The sequence below is a fragment of the Cohnella cellulosilytica genome, from assembly GCF_042431195.1.
Classification (GTDB): domain Bacteria; phylum Bacillota; class Bacilli; order Paenibacillales; family Paenibacillaceae; genus Cohnella; species Cohnella cellulosilytica.
Window position 1 is genome coordinate 227,950 of sequence record NZ_JBHMDN010000055.1, and the last position, 18,478, is coordinate 246,427.

Consider the following 18,478-nt stretch of genomic DNA (forward strand, 5'->3'; position numbering starts at 1 on the left):
ATGGTGGCTTGCCCTTACTTCAGCCAGGGAAGAAAATCCCGGTTCGCCTCCAGCATCTCGTCGCACATCGCCACGATATCGTCCAGCGACAGCTCGGCGGAGGTGTGCGGGTCCAGCATCGCGGCATGGTAGACGTGCTCGCGCTTGCCGGTCAGCGCGGCTTCGATTGTCAGCAGCTGCATGTTGATGTTCGTGCGGTTAAGCGCGGCGCATTGCGGCGGCAGCTCGCCGAAGTAGGTCGGCAGAATCCCGTTCGCGTTCACCAGACACGGCACCTCGACGCACGCCTTCTCCGGCAGGTTGGAGATCAGCCCACCCGTATTGCGCACGTTGCCGGCAATTTCGAACGGCTTGTTCGTCTCCATCGCCTCCATAATATAAGAGGCGTACTCGTGAGAGCGCTCATGCGTCAAGCCGTCGTTTTCGATCAGCTCGTTCACTTCCTGCCAGTAGGCCGCTTTGCCTTTGCCCCAATTTTTGTACATCTGCGTGGAAATGCCGAATTGCTCCGCCAAACCCGGATAACGCTGCTTGTGATAGTAGGGCACGTATTCGGAAGCGTGGGTGCTCGACTCGGTGACGTAGTAGCCGAACAGTCTCATGAAATCGTAACGTACACCATCTTCGTGCGGATACGGCCGCTCAGCCGCGCGTTTGCGAATTTCCGGGTACAGGTCGACGCCGTTGCGCGTCACTTCGAGCAGCCAGGCCTGATGGTTGATGCCGCCGATCCGCCAGCGCACGTCGGTTGCGTCCATGCCCAGACCCTCCAGCAGCTCCTTCGCGCACGTCTGCACGCTGTGGCAGAGGCCGACCGTCTTGACGCCGGTCGCCTGCTGGACGGCGCCGGTGATGATCGCCATCGGATTCGTATAATTGAGCAGCCAGGCGTCGGGACATACCTCTTCAATGTCTCTGGCCATATCCAGCATGACCGGAATCGTGCGCAATCCCCGGAACATGCCGCCCATCCCTAGCGTATCCGCAAACGTCTGGTACAAGCCGTATTTTTCCGGAATCTCGAAGTCCGACATGATCGACGGGACCAGCTCGCCGACCGTAATCGCATTGATGATGTAGTCCGCGCCCCTCAGCGCCTCCTTCCGGTCGGAATAGGCCGTAAGGGTCGCCTTGCTGCCGAGATTGGCGTTGAGCGTCGTCAGCATGCGCAGAGACTGGTTCATCCGCGCCTCGTCGATGTCGTACAGCGCGAGATGGGAGTCGGCCAGCGACGGCGTTCTCATGCAGTCTCCCAAAATATTTTTGGCGAATATCGAGCTTCCCGCTCCGATGAATGTAATTTTCGGCATATCGAATGTCTCCTTGAGGGTTAGTTTTTGACGGCTCCCAGCAGCATGCCTTTAAGGAAAAACCGCTGCACGAAAGGATAAACAAGAATAATGGGCAAGGTGGCGACCATCGTTACCGTCATCCGAATGCTCTCGCCCGTAACCGGAATTTTCTTGGCTTCGTTGGCGAGCTGCTGCGCATCGTTAAGCATATCCCCGGTTTGGTATTGGTTAAGAATTTTCACCAGCACAGCTTGCAGCGTCTTGAGGTCCGGATTGTACGTATAGATGTACGAATCGTACCAGGCATTCCAGTGATAGATGGCCGAAAACAATGCTACGGTGGCCAGCACGGGAACGCATACCGGCAAAATGACTTTCACGAAGATCCGCACGTCGTTGGCGCCGTCGATCTGGGCCGATTCCTCCAGCTCCCTCGGCAGCTCCTCCATGAAGGTGCGGATCAGAATCATCCAGAAAATATTGATCAGTCCCGGAAAAAGAAAGACCAGGAAGTTATCGATCAGGCCCAGCGATTTCACGATCATATAAGTGGGGATCAGCCCGCCGCTGAAATACATCGTGAAGACGAAAAATAAATTGACGAAACGGCTCCCGACCAGATCCTTCTTGCTTAACACGTAGGCGAGCAGGGCGATGCAGAAAACCGATAGCGGCACCCCAAGCACCGTACGGAGCAACGTCACTTTAACCGACGTTATGATCTCCGGATTCGAGAATACGGCGGCATAGCTTTCCAGGCTAATGTCGCGCGGCCAGAGCAGGAATCCGCCCCTTAAGGAATCGGTTCCGTCGTTGATCGACAGGACGAAGATTTGCCAAAAGGGGAAAAAGGTCACGATGAACAGCATACTCAGAAATCCGTACAACAAAATGCGGCCCGACCAGCTCATCAGCGTATCCCGGCTTATCATGTTTCCCTCCTCCTTAGAACAGCGAATTATTGTTCATGCGTCGGGCCAGAGAGTTAACGCCGAGCACCATGATGAAAGCGACGACCGACTTGAACAAGCCGACGGCCGAGGCGTAGGAGAACATCCCGTTCTGGATGCCGTAGCGGAAGGAATACGTATCGATGACGTCGGAATAATCGCGATTAAGCGAATTGCCCAGCAGGAAATATTGGTCGAAGCCCGTATTGACGATATTCCCTACGGCAAGAATAAGCAAAATGACGATCGTCGGCTTCAGCAGCGGAAGCGTGATATGGACGATTTGCTTCACTCTCGTTGCCCCGTCCACTTTGGCGGCCTCATACAGCTCGGGGTTGATCGAGGCGATGGCGGCCAAATAGATGATCGAGCTATAGCCCATTTCCTTCCACGTGTTGGCTCCGGCGACGATTCCCCAAAAATATTTCCCTTCCTGCAGGAACAGCACGCTTTCCTTGGTCAGTCCAAACAGCTTCAGCAATTCGTTCACGACGCCGTCCGCGGACAGCAGGGTGACGAAAATATTCGCCGCGATGACCCATGAAATAAAGTACGGCATATAGGACGCCGTCTGGACGATGCGCTTGAAGGCTGCGCTTCCGACTTCGTTCAGCGCGACGGCGATCAGGATCGGAACCAGAAAGCCGATGCCGATCGTCAGCAGGCTCGAGACCAGGGTGTTCCTCATGATCAGGAAAAAGTCGTCTCCCGCGAAAAAAAGCGTAAACCACTGAAAACCGACGAACTCGCTGCTCAGGAAAGACGACCAGAAATTTCCGAGGGTCGGCTTGTAGTCCACGAAGGCCATGTACAAGCCCAGCATCGGCCCGTAGGAGAACAGAATCGCCCAGATGAATCCGGGCACGAGCATGAGGTAGAGGTAGCGCTGCTTGAACATTTTTTTGCGCCATTTGGATGGTGTCGTCTGGTGGATCGCATTGATAGGAATCACCTCGTTTCGTAAGCGCCGGCCGCTTGTCTCTATTATTGAGCCGCCGGATCGCGATATCCATAACGAGTTCCACTGATTTATACCGCAAACGAACGAACCTGCTTCGGAGCGAATTGACAGGCGTTTTGCGCGAGTGGGATACTTAGAATCATTCAAATCGCGGCGACAAGGGGCGAAATCGGGATGTATACGATTCTTCTGGTGGATGACGAGCGTCTGGAGCTGGACACCTTGCAGAATTTCGTTCCGTGGTCGGAAATGGGCTTCGAGATCGCGGGAACGGCCAAGAACGGGAAGGAAGCTTTGGCCAAAATCGGCGATTTGCTTCCGGACGTCGTCATTACCGACGTCAAAATGCCCATCATGGACGGGATCGAATTCGCGGCGATCGCCCGCGGGCTGCTTCCCCACCTTAAAATCGTTTTTCTAAGCGGCCACGATGACTTCCTCTTCGTGAAATCCGCGCTTCATGTGGAAGCGATGGGATATTTGCTTAAGCCGCTCGACAGGGGAGAGCTCCGGGATTTGATGGAGAAGGTCAAGCTGAAATGCGCGGAAGAGCAGCGGGTCAAGCTTTCCTCCCGCGCTCTGGCGATCCAATATATTAAAGACCTGCTGAGCGAGAAGGACGAGCGGATCCAGAAATCGAAGACCGAAGAAATTTTAAGCTTGAATCTCGAGCCGCTCGCTTCGAAAACCGGAAAATTCATTTTTTCTCTAATTACAATCGACGAATACGCGGCTTTGTCGAGATATGTGCCCGACGGGCCTTCCCTTATTACGCGCATTGAGAGTGAGATCGAACGTCTGGCGAGCGGCCATGGCGCGCTGATCGTTTCCTTAAGCGAGCGCCAGCATCTCGCGATCAGCGCCAACGAGCCGACGGAGGACGTACTCCCTTGGTATCGGGAGCTGGGCGCCTTGTCCCAATGGGTCACGCTGTGCTCCAGGCCGCGGCCGGAGAAGCTGGAACGGCTTTCCGATCTGTTCCGGAGCTTGACGGAGCTGCGCGATCGTCATGTTTTCCTGTATGGGGCCGGTCATTTGATCGTCGCGGACGAGGAGTCGGCGGAACGGATTGCCTTACCGTCCTCTCCCGCCGCCGGGCAGGAGACGATCCTCTCCGTCGATGCCTTGCACGCGAATATCCGGCAGGGGAAGCCGCAGGAGGCCGCGGCCTGGATTCGGGATTATTTCTCGTCCCTGGCGGTCGAAGATGCAGGCGCGTCTATCGAATCGGTCGAGCAGGCCAGCTTAAGGCTGCTGGACCGCATCTACGGGGCGCATGTCACGGCCCATCTCGGCATACAAGAAAAAATGGAGGACAAGGCGGCGCTGATCGGCAAGCTTTCCATCATCGAAAGCGTGCCCTATATGGAGCAGACGATCCGCAAAACCGTGCTGAAGCTGATCGAGTGCATCGCGGAGCAGGAAACGGACAAGCATGCGGTCACGGTCGGTCAGCTTAAGAAGCTGATCGCGGAACAATACGCTCAACCTCTTACGATCGAATATTTGGCGGAGCGGGTGTTCATGTCTCCGAATTATTTGCGCACCATTTTCAAAGAGCATACGGGCAGCACCGTTCTCGAATATTTGACGCAGGTCAGAATGGAGCGGGCTTCGGAGATGCTGCGGAGCAGCGCGCTTAAAATCCATGAGATTTCGGCCAAAGTCGGTTACGAGAACACGTCCCATTTCTGCGCGATTTTCCTGAAGAGAACGGGAGTTACGCCCAACCAATACCGCAAACAAACGTTAAGGCTGTGAGATTATGCTGCGGAAAATCAAAACCTTTTTCATGAATTTGCCGCTCCGGGGGAAGCTGCTCGTCCTCTTCCTGTTCGCGTCGGTCATTCCCCTGCTCTCCGTCTCCTTCTATTCCTATTCCGTCACCGAACGCCAGTTGGTCAGACAGACGCACGAAAACATGCACTCGATGAACTCCCAAATCAACAACAACATCGAGAACCGCCTGGAAACGTACAAGCAAATTTCGAGTCTGCTCTATATGGATACGACATTAAAGGAATATCTCTCCCAGACGTACGACAAGAGCATCGAGTTCGTGGAAGCTTATGATTACATCAACGACCTGTTATACGGAGTGATGGCCGCCAATGCCGATATTCACGCCATTACCCTGTATCCGTACAACGAGACGATTCCGAGCGACGGGTTATTCGTCAAGCACGTCGACGAGCGGCTGAGGTCCCAGAGCTGGTACGAAAAGCTGTCGAAATCGTACGGAGACGCGATCTACAGCATCGTGAACAGCGACGAAGCGATCTTCACCTTGGCCAGATTGCTGAACAATCACAGACTGCAATACCCTTACGGAATTCTCACGATCGACATTAAAGAAAACGTGCTCTATTCGCTTTATGAGAAGGAAACGTTAAACAAGGATATTTATATCGTAAACGCCGACGGAATCGTTCTCTCGGCCAAAAACAAGGAGCAAATCTCCAAACCGCTATCCTCCATCATCGGACCGGGCTCATGGGAGAACGGGAACGTCGGCACCTTCGAGACGAACATCGACGGAGAGCAATCCCTGATCGTCTTCAACAGCATGAAGTTCGGGTGGAAGACGGTGTCCGTCGTACCGCTCGGCCTCGTCTTGTCCGACGTCCGGAAGGAAACCAATCGGATGCTGCTCATCTCCGGCTTAAGCGTCGTGCTGGCGGTCGTGCTCATTTTCCTGATCTCGCGCTACTTCTCGAATCGTTTCCAGACGCTTTACCGTTACATTCGCAAAGTGGAGAACGAGGATTTTATTTTCGATATCCAAGGCTGGGGAAGGGACGAGGTCGGACAGCTGGCCGAAGCTTTTCATGCCATGAGGCGCCGGTTAAACGAGTTGATCAACGAAGTGTACAAAAAGGAAATTTTGAAGAAGGAAGCCGAGCTGTACGCACTGCAAAGCCAGATCAACCCGCATTTTCTGTACAATACGCTGTCGATCATCTCGTCTCTCGCTATCCGCAATCACGATCCCGAGGTCGGGAGCGTCGTGTCCCATCTCTCCAATTTCTACAAGACGTCTCTCAATAAGGGGAAAAAGAACATTCTCGTGCAGAAGGAACTGGATATTACCCGCCATTATATCGCGATTCAGCAGACGAGGTTCGAGAACTTATTTCGCGTGCATTGGCAGATCGACGAATCGTTATATCCTTATTCGACCTTAAAGCTGATGCTCCAGCCTTTCGTGGAGAATGCCATTCTTCACGCCGTATGGGACGACAATCACCCTTTGAACATCGTGATCCGCCTGTTTCGCGAAGCCGACGGGATGATCTTCGAAGTCGTCGACGATGGCGCCGGAATGACCGCGGAGCAAGCGAACAACGCCCTGCAATCCCATATGGACGCAGGCTACGGCATACGCAACGTCCACGAGCGGATTCAGCTGGCTTACGGGCCCGGCTACGGCGTCGAACTGTTCAGCAGAAGGGGCATCGGGACTCAGGTTAGAATAAAGCTCCCCTTGCATGGGGGCGCGGGATAAAAACAAAGTTTTCTCTTCGGACAAAAACACGATTGCGTCAAGAGGACGCCGATCGTGTTTTTGCTTATTTGGTCGTTTTACGGAACTCGCTGGGCGTAAGCCCCGTCATCCTCTTAAAGGCCATGCTGAAGTAGTTCGCGTTCTCGTATCCGATCCGGCCGGCGATTTCCTGTACGGTCAGAGACGTGGTCAGCAGCAGTGTCTTGGCCTCGCCGATTCTTCGCTGGATCAAGTAATTGATCGGGGAGTTGCCGGTCTCTTCTTTGAAAACGTGGGCTAAATAATGGGGGCTGAGATAGAGCCGGCTCGCGATTTCGGATAAGGGCAGATCGCGCGTATAGTTCAGGTCGATGAAGGCTTTGGCCTTCGCCCCGATCGTATGCGAGGAGCTGCCGACGCTCGCGGAGCCATGGCCGTCCGCGATTCTCAGAATCAGGATCAGAATGCAGTTAAGCATATGCTGGCAGATCATTTCGTGTCCCCACGTCTGGGAGCGCAGCTCGTTCAGGAGCGCGGAGAAGCAATGCTCGATTTGAGGCCCGCAGCTTTCGGTCCGGATAACGGGGTCCGCTTGCTCGGAGAGCAGCCATCCCGGCTTCGCGCCGGCGAGATTTAGCCCGCTTACGGCGCAGAAATAAGTGCGCAGCGGACAGGCGGGATCGGACCTCTCCTCGTGCAGCACGCCCGGATGATAGATCAGCAGATCTCCCTTGCGCGCGCGGTACGGCCGGTCGTTGATCCGAAAATCCCCTTCGCCGTCGCAGATGTAGATGATTTCGGCGAAGTGGTCGTGCTTGTGGCTTTCGAACGCCCAGTCCGGTTCGTCGCCGATTTGTCCGGCGTACACAAGAAGCGGCCGCGCGTCGTCGGCAAAGAGAGGGTATTCCTGGTGCTCGAACGGAATCTGAAACATCTCGGAACCTCCTGGCTCGCATCGCTTGTTTTGTTCACAGTATACCTTCCGTTAAGCCAAATCGACAAGAAAGCTGAGACGAATCGCAAGATATGGAATTCCTCCAAGCGGCATGCCGGTGTAGATTGGACGAAGAGGGATTCGTCCGTCTACACGACTCAAGGAGGGAACGACAACGTGACCGACCGCTCGATCATTCAAGAAGCTTACGACCGCGGGCAAGGGATTCTGCGTATGAAGCCGGTGTTCGTGCCGCGGCGTTTCTCGCAAGCCGGCCGGAGATTGCGGCTTCACCCCGACGACTATTACGCGCTCGGAACCGAACGGGGCTCCATTAAGGAAAGATGGTTCTCTTCGGTCATCCCGGCCATGAACGGACCGCTGGCGCCTCCCGACGAAGGGATGAGCTACGTTGCCGCCGACGAGGACGGCTCCGTCGTCTTTTTGTTCAAGGATGCGGTAGTACAATTGGGAAGCCGTCTGATCGGCGAGACGCTCTACGAACGTTACGGCACTTGGCCGATGTACGCCAAGTTTTTCGATTACGAGACGCCGCTGTTCCACCATCTCCATCTGGACGACGCGGCCGCGAGTCTGGTGGGGCGGATCGGCAAGCCGGAGGCCTATTATTTTCCGCCGCAGCTGAACAATCATCTGGGAGTATTCCCCGTCACCTATTTCGGCTATGATCCGGATACGACCCTGGACGAGGTCAGGGAGAGATTGCTGCGGTACGAAGAAGCGGATAACCGCATCACCGAGCTGTCGCGGGCTTATCGCATCCAGTTGGGGACGGGCTGGTATACGCCTCCGGGCGTGGTGCATGCCCCGGGATCGGCGCTTACCTACGAGCCTCAGTGGAACAGCGACGTGAACTCCGTGCACGAGAATGTCGTAAGCGGCGAAACGTATCCGTACGAGTTTTTGGCGGAAAATTGCCCGGAGGACCGGAAGCGCGATATCGCCTATATTTTGAGCCTGATGGACTGGGAGAAAAATACGGACCCGCACTACAAGCGGCATTATTATCGTCCGCCCCTTCTTTGCGGGCATTCCGACGAACGGCATGCGGAGAAGTGGATTACTTACGGCAATCCGTACATCGGCGCCAAGGAGCTGACCGTAAATCCCGGACAGAGCGTAATCGTCCGCGATTCCGCGGCGTACGGCACGGTGCTCGTTCAGGGGCACGGCCGGTTCGGTCCCCATCAAGCCGAGGCCGCAAGCATGCTGCGGTTCGGTCAAATGAGCGGAGACGAGTTTTTCGTCGGCGAGACGGCCGCCCGGGAGGGCGTGCACGTCGTCAACGACAGCAAGTGGGAGCCCATGGTGTTCCTCAAGCATTTCGGACCTAATCATCCGGAGATGCCTTAACGAGGCTGCCTCAAAAAGGAATCGGAGAAAAAAGGAGACTGAGCGAAATGACCAAGCAGCGGTACGAAGAGAAGAACGAGCGGATCAGGAGCGCCTTCCTTGCGCTCAAAAAGGAACGGCCGGAAAGGCTGCGCGACAGGCTGAACTTATCGTGGAGCAACTGGGGCTTCGGAATGGAAAACCTGGAGACGTCCGCGGAGAGACTGCAGCGCGCGGGTATCGCCTACATCGAGCTTCACGGCAACCATTACGGGCCCGATCTGGGCTACCGCGCGAAGGAAACGATCGCTATACTTGAAGCGCATGGCATCAAGACATCGGGAGTATGCGGCATGTTCTCGGCCGACAACGATTTGTCGAGCAGCCGGGCGCCGCACCGGCAAGCGGCTATCGATTATCTGAAGCGGGAAATCGAATTTACCGCCGAGACGGGAGGCTCTTACCTGCTGGTCGTGCCCGGAGCGGTAGGCAGACCGAAGGCTTACGACGATATGGAGTTTCAGCGCAGCGCGGATACTCTGGGCATCGTTGCGGACCGATTCGTGGCGTACGGAGTGAAGGCCGCCATCGAGCCGATCCGCGCGGCGGAAGTCAGCCTGGTCCGCACGGTTGCCGATGCCAAGGCCTACATCGCGGCGGTCGGTCATCCGGGAGTTCAACATATCAACGCGGACGTATACCACATGCAATCGGAGGAGACTCACATCGGCGAAGCGCTGCTGGAGGCGGGAGAACGGCTCGTCAACCTGCACATGGCCGACAGCAACCGGGGGGCGCTCGGAGACGGCTTCATGGATTTGGATACGATCATTATGGCTCTTTATCTGCTCGGATTTAACCGGGAAGGCCGGTTTGTGACCCCGGAGCCGCTGGGCCCGGGAGGCGACCCTTATCCCGCGATGTACGGCAAGCCGGATGCGGCCAAGCTGGACGGCTTGGTTGCGAGAACTGCGGCTTACTTCCGGGAAAGAGAAGCCTTTTTGATCGGGTGACGGTTTCCCCGGATCGAAGAATGATTAAAGGAGCGAGGCAGATGTGGAAAAAGAACGACGACGGCGCGATTCATGCGCTGGGCAACGGGCGGTTTCTTGTCTATGGGCGGGGGAACGACATCGCCGAGGTTTACGGGCCTCCTTATAGCTCGCCCTCCATGGTGCAGGGAAAATGGACGCTTGCCGAGGGCACGGAGCCCCGCTACGAATCGCGCCGGGACAAGGGCACGAATCGTTGGCGGCATAAGTACCTGAACGAAGCGGGCCGTGAAGTCGCCTTGGCCGAAGCTTTCGTCGCAAGCGAGCTGCCGGCCTACCTATGCCGACTGCATGCCGACGAACCTTTGCGTCTCGAGCTGACGCTCGGGGAAGATTACGAATGCTATCCGGGCCGCGAGGACTTGGCCTCCGCGGAGGCGGCCGTCAAGTCGATCCTCGTGAAGGCGCCTGACACGGCCCGCATCTACCGTTATCCGATGGGCGAGGAGACGTTCCTGGCCGCAGTCTTCTGGGGACAGGAAGCGCGGATCGAGTTCGCATCGGACACGGGGAAAGTCGGCATTGCGGTGCCCGCGGGAGAATCGTATTTCGCGCTGGTCGGAGGCCCCTTCTATCCGGACGCCGAGGGGCATGCCCGCGCGATGCTGGAGATGGGCTACGAGCGGCTTAGGGCGCAAGCCGAGGAAGCGGATCTCCGATTTTCTTCGCGTATCGCTCCGCTGGAATACGGCGAGCGGATTGGAGAAGGAATGAGAAAGCGCATCGATGAACTGTCCGAGAGCGTCGCTTTCCTGATTGCCGCGCAGCAGTCGCGGGACGGCGGCATCATGGCCGGCCACAACTACGCGTTGGCCTACGTGCGGGATCAGTACGGCGCGGCGAGGGGGTTGCTCTCGCTTGGCCTGTACGAGGAAGCGAGAAGGAATCTGGCTTTCCGCTTCGGGAAATGGACAAGGCTCGGCGGGATACGCAACGCGGAAAGCATGGGGCACGACCGCGCCCGCCATGTGCACGAGAACGACGACGTAGAGATTACCGCTTATATGATCGTGCAGGCTTTCGATTACGGGCAGGCGACGGGAGACTGGGATTACGTCGCCTCTTTGTTTCCGATGCTAGACGACTGCTGGCAGGTCCAATTGCCGCATTTGCACGACGGCATGCTGCCATTTAACGGAGACGAGACCTACGTTGCGGGAGGCTTCCTGCCTCGCACGTCCCTGAACGACGGCTCCATGGAGGCGACGCTGCTGTTTCTGGAAGCGGGCAGAAGGCTGCTTGCGTTCGCGGTCGATCGCGGCCTATGGAGCGAAGAGCGCGCCGCAGCTTGCGAAAACTTGCTGGAGCGAACGGAGGCGGTGTTCCGAACGCGCTTCCGGAAGGACGGACGCTTCTATGCCAATGCGCCCGAAAGGGCGGCGACGGCGGAGCTGCCGGCTTACCGCCACGGCGTCTGCGAGAGCTGTCACCCGCGCGGCGTTCATGCGCTGAAGTGGACGCGAAGAACGGCCGCGGGCCGCTACGTTTGCCCGGCCTGCCTGGTGAACGAGCCGCCGCTCGAGGCTGTCGCGTCCCAAGCGGTAGCGGTTCAATCCGCGGGGCTGCTCCCTTCCTTCGTGCATGCCGAGCTGCTGACGGACGAGGAGCAGGCGGCGGAGCTTCGCAGAGCTTACGATATATTCGAACGGCACGGCTATCTGCCTACGGTTCCGGGGTCCTCTTATTTCGTCGGTTACGACGAAAGCTTGCTGCTGTACGGGCTGACCCGTTTGCGTCATCCCGGAGCCGAAGCCGTTCTGGCGCATGTCGTGAGCATCGCCGATTCGACGGACGCATGGGTGGAATATTACGACGCGGGGCGGCCCTTCAATACAAGGTGCAGACCGTGGGAAAGCGGCATGAACATCGCGGCCGTACGCCACTATGCCGAATATCGTTCTTAGAAGTCTGCGGCAAGATTCGTCGAAACCGTTCGCGTTTCAAGCACAGGCTGATCTGTAAGCTAACCTAGTTGCCTTGGGCGATCATTTGCTTCCGAGCAGGCGTAAATTCATAGCCCGTCTGGGGGAGATAAGCCCTCCGTACGTGCTTATTGGCCGGGTCGGAGCCCGTCTGAGGGAGATAAGCCCTCGGTACGTGCTTATTGGCCTGGTCGGAGCTCGACTGGGGGAAATAAGCCCTCCGTACGTGCTTATTGGTCTGGTCGGAGCTCGACTGGGGGAAATAAGCCCTCCGTACGTGCTTATTGGTCTGGTCGGAGTCCGTCTGGGGGAGATAAGCCCATGGTGCGTGCTTATTGGCCGGGTCGGAGCTCGACTGGGGGAGATAAGCCCTCCGTACGTGCTTATTGGCCGGGTCGGAGTCCGTCTGGGGGAGATAAGCCCTCTGTACGTGCTTATTGGCTTGGTCAGAGCCCGTCTGAGGGAGATAAGCCCTCGGTACGTGCTTATTGGCCTGGTCGGAGCTCGACTGGGGGAGATAAGCCCTCTGTATGTGCTTATTGGCTTGGTCGGAGCCCGACTGGGGGAGATAAGCCCTCCGTACGTGCTTATTGGCCGGGTCGGAGTCCGTCTGGGGGAGATAAGCCCTCTGTGCGTGCTTATTGGCCGGGTCGGAGCCCGTCTGGAGGAGATAAGCCCTCTGTGCGTGCTTATTGGCCGGGTCGGAACCCGTCTGGGGAGATAAGCCCATGGTGCGTGCTTATTGGCCGGGTCGGAGCCCGTCTGGGGGAGATAAGCCCTCTGTGCGGGCTTATTGGCCTGGATGGATACAGATCTAGGAGAGATACCCCTTCCAAAGCAAACAAACTCCCTAAAAGCACGCTGCTGAACAACTGGTTAACCCGTTAATCGGTGATTTCAGGAATGGAAGTCTTTCAGAAGCAACTAGGTTCGACTATGGGATAGTCCCGCCCTCCGTCTATCGGTACTAAATCGACTCAGTGGACTCCCTCCTGGTCCCTCCGCTTTCCCGCTCCAGCGGCCCAGTCGGCCTGCTGCACCACGCGCCCCCGTTCCCCCGCTCCAGCGGCCCAGTCGGATTGCAGCACCACGCCCCTCCGTTCCCCGCTCCAGCAGCCCAATCGGGTTTCAGCACCACGCCCCTCCGTTCCCCGCTCCAGCGGCCCAGTCGGGTTGCAGCACCACGCGCCCCCGTTCCCCCACTCGAGCACGAGCCAGTCGGCCGCTGCGCACAGGAAGTAGAAATCGGAACAGAAAGTAGAAGTTTTAGCCTATCTCGCGCATATAGGCCAAGCTACAATGAAGGGAGGAAACCGGAAAACGCGCCAAGCGAGATGTAAGCGCATTCCGGATGAGGGCGGGCAACAGGATCGGTTCGCTCGGACAATCAGGGAGGAATGCCGAATGGTGGGAAGAAAATGGACCGCGCTCGCTTTGGCGTTGGCGCTCATACTCGGAACGTGGACGGTTGCAGGAGGCGCGCTATCAGCCTCTGCCGCATCGGCGCCGGTCAGGCATTACGACGGCATCCATTACGCGTCGGTGACGATCGGGTCAGGGGACGAGGCCGGCCAGAAGTTCGCGGCGAGCGGCCCGTTCTATAGCGTCGCCGTACGGGCTCCGAGCTACGGAGACAGCGACGGAAGCTTAACGATGAAGCTGTATGCCTGGAATACGGATTACGCGACGACGGTTGCGGCCGGTCCGGTTGCGAGCCGGACGTTCGTCGATTTCGGCGACAACGAATGGCTGCGCCTGAACTTTCCCGAGCAGTCGGCCGGCCAATACGTCTGGACGTTGTCCGGAGCGGTTGGCTGGGTCGGCGTCTGGAAGCTGACGGACAGCGCGGCTCCGGCGGAGGCGTTCTGGAACGGGGCTCCGACGTCCGGCGATTATGAGGGTCGGATTTACTACGCGGATGCGGACCCTTATTTGTACGACGGGAACGCTTATCAGGACGTGACGATCGGCGCGTCCGATACGGCGGGCTCGCGCTTTACGGCTCACGACCGATTTTACAGTCTGGCGGTTCGAACGCCGAGCTACTCGGACAACGACGGCAGCCTGACGCTGAAGCTGTACGCCTGGAATACCGACTACGCGACCTCGGTCGGAGGAACGCCGCTCGTCAGCAAAACGTTTTCGGATTTCGCCGACAACGCCTGGCTTCGCATTCAATTTCCAGAGAAGGCTGCCGGTCAATACGTATGGACGCTATCCGGCGCTTTGGGATGGGTCGGCGTCTGGAAGCTGACGGATAGCGGGTATCCGGCGAACGCATACTTCAACGGGAGCGAAACGTCCGGAGACTACCAGGCTCGCCTGTACTACGGAGAATACGGCACGGAGCCGCAGGAAATGTACAGCCACGTCGATACGACGGTCCGCGACGTGCCGATTTCGGGAGCGGGCTCCGCCGGAGAGAGATTCCAGGCCGTGTGGCCGTTTACGAGAATCGAGACGAATACGCCGAGCTACGGCGACGACCAAGGCAGTCTGAAGCTTTCCCTGTACGCTTGGAACACCGACTACGCGACGACGGTTGCGAGCGCTCCGATCGCCGAGAAGACGTTCGTCGATTTTGCGGACAATGCGTGGCTCGCCTTGGACGTTCCCGAACAGCCGGCAGGCGATTATTTGTGGGTGCTGAGCGCCGGAACGAACGGGGTCGGCGTCTGGCAGACGTCGGGCAACAACTTTTTCCCCGGCACACCGTACATCGACGGAGCGGTCGCTTCCGCCTACGGAGACTTCAAGTCGCGGATCACGTATACGCCGAGCAAGGTGCTTCCCGAACTTCCGGTCTTCTCTTCGTCCGATGCGGCGACCGCGGAGACGGTCAACCGGATGTTCAAAACGCTGTACACGCTGAAATTCGGCCCGAGTCCCGTCGACGGCAATCCGCAGACGAACTGGATGCAGTGGGACGCCATGACGACGGCCTGGATGAATACCGGGCTCAACAAGGGAAAATACGGCGCGGACTATAACGAGGTGCTTCGGGAGCATCTGCTCAACGACGTGCGAATGACGGACGATGGCTACGTCTACGTCCTGAACTCGACCAACTGGTGGGGAGAAGGGACAAGTCTCGTCGGATGGCCGTTTCCTTCGACGTCGAGTCCGGACGATCCCGCGGTGCGCAAGTATGCGTTCGGGACAAGCGTCTCGGGATGGACGACAAGCGTGGCCTCCCATGCGATTTCCGGCGGCAGATGGGTGCTGGAGACGACGGGCGCCGATCCGTTCGTCGTGTCGCCTGTGCAGAACACCCCGGCTTCCCGTATGCCGTATCTTTACGTGCAGATGAGCAGTACGAACGCCGACTCGTCAGGCAAAATTTATTTTACGACGGATGCCGACCCAACCTGGAACGAAGCGAAAAGCGTCGCCTTTTCCGTCGATACGACGGGAGCGAGCAAGGGCTACCAAATTCCGATGTACAAAAATCCGCACTGGACCGGCACGATCAAGCAGTATCGGATCGATCCGGCGGACAGCGGGCAGCCAGGCGGCCAGGTCGCGCTCGAGAGAGTGGCGGGAGAATACGATACCCGGCACGTTCAGACGAACACCGCTTTCGTGCTCGGAAGCGCCGAGCTGTTCCTGTGGAATCCGAGCGATGTCGCGTTCCTGCAAGGCAACATCGGCCGCATGCGCGCCGCCCTGCGCTTTCTGCAGACGGAGTTCGATTCCGGCTCGAATCATTATTTGACGATTCCGTGGGTCGGACACGAAGGAACGAGCGGCGTGGACATGACGAAGCCGAACGTTGCCGACCGCTACGTTCACGGGAAGGGCGTCGGTTCGAATTACTGGGACATTTTGCCGATCGGATACAAGGATTTCTATGATACCATTTACTACTATGAAGCGCTGAAAACGATGGCGCAGATCGAGAAGCTGATCGAGGATAATGCCGGCTGGTCGATCGCGGCAAATCCGTACGGCGACGATTCGGCGTCTCTGAGCGCGAAGGCGGCGAACGTGGCGGCGGCGATGACCGGAAGCTCCTCCCCGTTCTGGAATGCGGCGACCGGCAGATACGTGCCGAGCGTCGATACGAACGGAGCGATGCACGATTACGGGTATACGTTCGTCAATCTCGAGGCGCTGGCCCAGGGATTGGCCGACCCGACCCGGGCGGCGAGCATTTTCTCGTGGCTGGACGGCACGCGTACGGTCGCCGGGGATACGTCGACGGGCGCGGACATCTATGCGCCCAAATTCGCGGCAAGAGCTTCGACGAAGCGCAACACCGAATGGTACAACATCATCTGGACGCAGTCCGACAGCCATCCTTTCAGCACGCAGGTTCAGGACGGCGGAGCCATTATGTACGTCAGCTATTACGACGTGATGGCCAGGCTGAAATACAAGTCCGCGGACGACGCGTGGAATCGCTTCGCGGCGATCTTGGAGCATTACGAGGAAGCGCAGGAGGAAGGCGGCTATCGGTCCTACTATGGCATCAGAGGCATCGGAATGCAGGGAGACGGTTCGGCGGGAGGCATCGGCATCGATGCCGAGTTTACCGAATCGGCGCTGGTTCCGCTCGCGTTCCTCTACGGGTTCCTCGGCATCGATACGGAGAAGGACGGACTTTCCGTCGCGCCGCGCCGGCCTTCCGCGCTTGGCTGGATGAAGGTCGAGAAGCTGGTGTACGACGGGGCGGAAGCGTCCGTATATGCGTCCGCGACCGAGACGGCCATAACGATCGATTCGTCGTCCGGAGCGAAGAAGCTCAAAATCGGAAACCTGACACCAGGGACGGCGTATCAGGTAAAGCGGGACGGCGCGGCATGGGACACGTTCACCGCCGACGCCGACGGATTTATCCGCTTCTCGGCTGCGGGAGCGGGAGCTCACGTCTACCGGGTGGAGCTGTAACAAAGGAGGAAACGCAACTTGATCAACCTGCTCATCGTCGACGACGAGGCGATTATACTGGACGGTCTGACGGAGCTGTTCCATACGGCCGGCATTCCGGACTTGGAAGTTCACCGCGCCAACTCGGGCATCCAAGCGCTTAAAATCATGGAACGAAGCCGCATCGACATCGTTCTGACCGATATCCGCATGCCCGAGATGACGGGGCTGGAGCTGTTCGACCGGGTTCGCGAGCGCTGGAAGCGCTGCAAGGTCGTGTTCCTGACCGGCTACAGCGACTTCGGGTACGTTCAGGAGGTGCTGCGCAAGGGCGGTGCGGACTATGTGCTGAAAATGGAGGGAGACGAGGACATCGTAGCGGCCGTCCGCAAGGCGATCGCCGACCTTCATGAGGAGTTGGACGTCGAGCGATTCGTCGCGGAGGCCAAGTTGAAAATGAAGCAGCTGCAGCCGCTGGCGCAGCGGGAGTACATCGGAAGTCTGCTGCTGGGAGAACCGTTCGCCTCGGCGGGCCTGAAGGCCCGCTTCGAGGAGCTGGACATTCCTTTCTCGGAAGCGGCGCCGATATACATGCTGCTCGGCAAGGCGGATTCGTGGGAAGGCATCGACCGCCCTTCCGACCGTACCTTGCTGCTCTATGCGCTCCAAAATATCGCGGGGGAGCTTCTTCCCCCCTCTTGCGCCACTCTGTCGCTTTCCCTGGACGGAGCGGCGCTTCTCTGGCTCATTCAGCCTAGGGGCGAAGACGAAGTCGACGCCGAACTGCAGCTTAGCCTCGACCGGATTCAGCAGGCCGCTGTCCGATTTCTGAGCTTGCGCTTCTCCTTTGCCTGCAGCGGCCTGTTCGAATGGACGGACATCGGCCGGGTGTACGACCGGCTTCGCGATCTGCTGCATCAGGGAGCGGGCATCGGCGAGGAAATCTCCTATCTGGGCAGCGGAGGCGGGACCGGCATGGACGAGCGCCGGACGGACGAGCTGCGTGCCGAACTGAAGCGGTTCGTGTTTCTGGAGGCGCATCTGGAGAACGGCAAGGCGGAAGAGTTCGATCGCGACCTCGTTCGGCTTCTGAACGCCGCTGACCGCAATCGTGTGCCGTTGGCGCTGTCGCTAGAAGCCTTTAACCGAATTTCGAGTCTTCTTCTGTCCCAGCTTAACCGCAGCGGCCTACAGGAAATTTCGGAAGACCCGGATCGGCTGCACAGACTGACGAGATACGATGCGTTTCCGTCGTGGGTGGATACGATCGCTTTTTTCCGGGAGACGGCAGCCGCCTTGTTCGCCCATCGGAGAAAAATGCAGGCCGACCGAGGCCTGGAAATCGTCGGCAAGGTCGAGGACTTCGTCGCCCGGCACTTGAGCGAGGATTTGTCGCTGAACCGGCTCGGGCAGGCCGTTTATTTGAATCCCGCCTATCTGTCCCGGCTGTACAAGCAGCTTACGGGAGTCGGACTGTCGGATTACGTAACGGACCTGAGAATCCGAAAGGCCAAGGAGCTGCTGCGCTCCACAGACATGAAGATTCAGGAGATTACCGTCGCCGTCGGGCTGGAATCTCCCTCGTATTTCGCCCGCCTGTTCAAAAGACTGACAGGCAAGTCCCCTCAAGAATACAGAGAAAGCTGAAGGACATCACCAGA

Annotated in this window: 11 protein-coding genes; 7 read left to right on the plus strand and 4 right to left on the minus strand. The window is 58.0% G+C overall.

Annotation, left to right across the window (positions count from 1 at the left end):
- Positions 1 to 14: 14 nt before the first annotated feature.
- From ACFFT4_RS29170 to ACFFT4_RS29180, 3 genes are read right to left on the minus strand one after another with little or no spacing between them, the layout of a single operon-like run.
- Positions 15 to 1,310, minus strand: a complete 1,296-nt coding sequence (locus ACFFT4_RS29170) for an alpha-glucosidase/alpha-galactosidase (RefSeq protein WP_378052651.1) — start codon at positions 1,308 to 1,310, stop codon at positions 15 to 17.
- A gap of 20 nt (positions 1,311 to 1,330) precedes the next feature.
- Positions 1,331 to 2,224 carry a carbohydrate ABC transporter permease gene (locus tag ACFFT4_RS29175; RefSeq protein WP_378052652.1) on the minus strand — a complete coding sequence of 298 codons (894 nt, stop codon included), beginning with the start codon at positions 2,222 to 2,224 and terminating at the stop codon, positions 1,331 to 1,333.
- A gap of 13 nt (positions 2,225 to 2,237) precedes the next feature.
- The gene (locus ACFFT4_RS29180) at positions 2,238 to 3,140 is read right to left on the minus strand and encodes an ABC transporter permease (RefSeq protein WP_378052827.1); all 903 of its coding nucleotides are present in this window, start codon (positions 3,138 to 3,140) and stop codon (positions 2,238 to 2,240) included.
- A gap of 237 nt (positions 3,141 to 3,377) precedes the next feature.
- Between ACFFT4_RS29180 and ACFFT4_RS29185 the strand changes: the two genes are divergently transcribed.
- Entirely contained in the window at positions 3,378 to 4,964 is a 1,587-nt protein-coding gene (locus ACFFT4_RS29185; RefSeq protein WP_378052653.1) for a response regulator transcription factor, read from the plus strand.
- Between the two features lie 4 nt (positions 4,965 to 4,968).
- Entirely contained in the window at positions 4,969 to 6,708 is a 1,740-nt protein-coding gene (locus ACFFT4_RS29190; protein ID WP_378052654.1) for a histidine kinase, read from the plus strand.
- 64 nt (positions 6,709 to 6,772) lie between these two features.
- On the opposite strand, the gene ACFFT4_RS29195 is transcribed toward ACFFT4_RS29190, so the two are convergent.
- Positions 6,773 to 7,621: an AraC family transcriptional regulator gene (locus ACFFT4_RS29195; protein WP_378052655.1), complete on the minus strand. Its 849-nt coding sequence runs from the start codon at positions 7,619 to 7,621 to the stop codon at positions 6,773 to 6,775.
- A gap of 177 nt (positions 7,622 to 7,798) precedes the next feature.
- On the opposite strand from ACFFT4_RS29195, the gene ACFFT4_RS29200 reads away from it, so the two are divergent.
- The 5 genes from ACFFT4_RS29200 (at position 7,799) to ACFFT4_RS29220 (ending at position 18,464) form a co-directional block, all read left to right on the plus strand.
- Positions 7,799 to 8,995, plus strand: coding sequence for a hypothetical protein (locus tag ACFFT4_RS29200; RefSeq protein ID WP_378052656.1), 1,197 nt, complete (start codon positions 7,799 to 7,801; stop codon positions 8,993 to 8,995).
- A gap of 47 nt (positions 8,996 to 9,042) precedes the next feature.
- Entirely contained in the window at positions 9,043 to 9,987 is a 945-nt protein-coding gene (locus ACFFT4_RS29205; protein ID WP_378052657.1) for a sugar phosphate isomerase/epimerase family protein, read from the plus strand.
- 41 nt (positions 9,988 to 10,028) lie between these two features.
- The gene (locus ACFFT4_RS29210) at positions 10,029 to 11,930 is read left to right on the plus strand and encodes a hypothetical protein (RefSeq protein ID WP_378052658.1); all 1,902 of its coding nucleotides are present in this window, start codon (positions 10,029 to 10,031) and stop codon (positions 11,928 to 11,930) included.
- Between the two features lie 1,422 nt (positions 11,931 to 13,352).
- Entirely contained in the window at positions 13,353 to 16,838 is a 3,486-nt protein-coding gene (locus ACFFT4_RS29215) for a hypothetical protein (protein WP_378052659.1), read from the plus strand.
- Between the two features lie 18 nt (positions 16,839 to 16,856).
- Complete coding sequence (locus tag ACFFT4_RS29220) at positions 16,857 to 18,464, plus strand: response regulator transcription factor (RefSeq protein ID WP_378052660.1); 1,608 nt, start codon at positions 16,857 to 16,859, stop codon at positions 18,462 to 18,464.
- Positions 18,465 to 18,478: the final 14 nt, after the last annotated feature.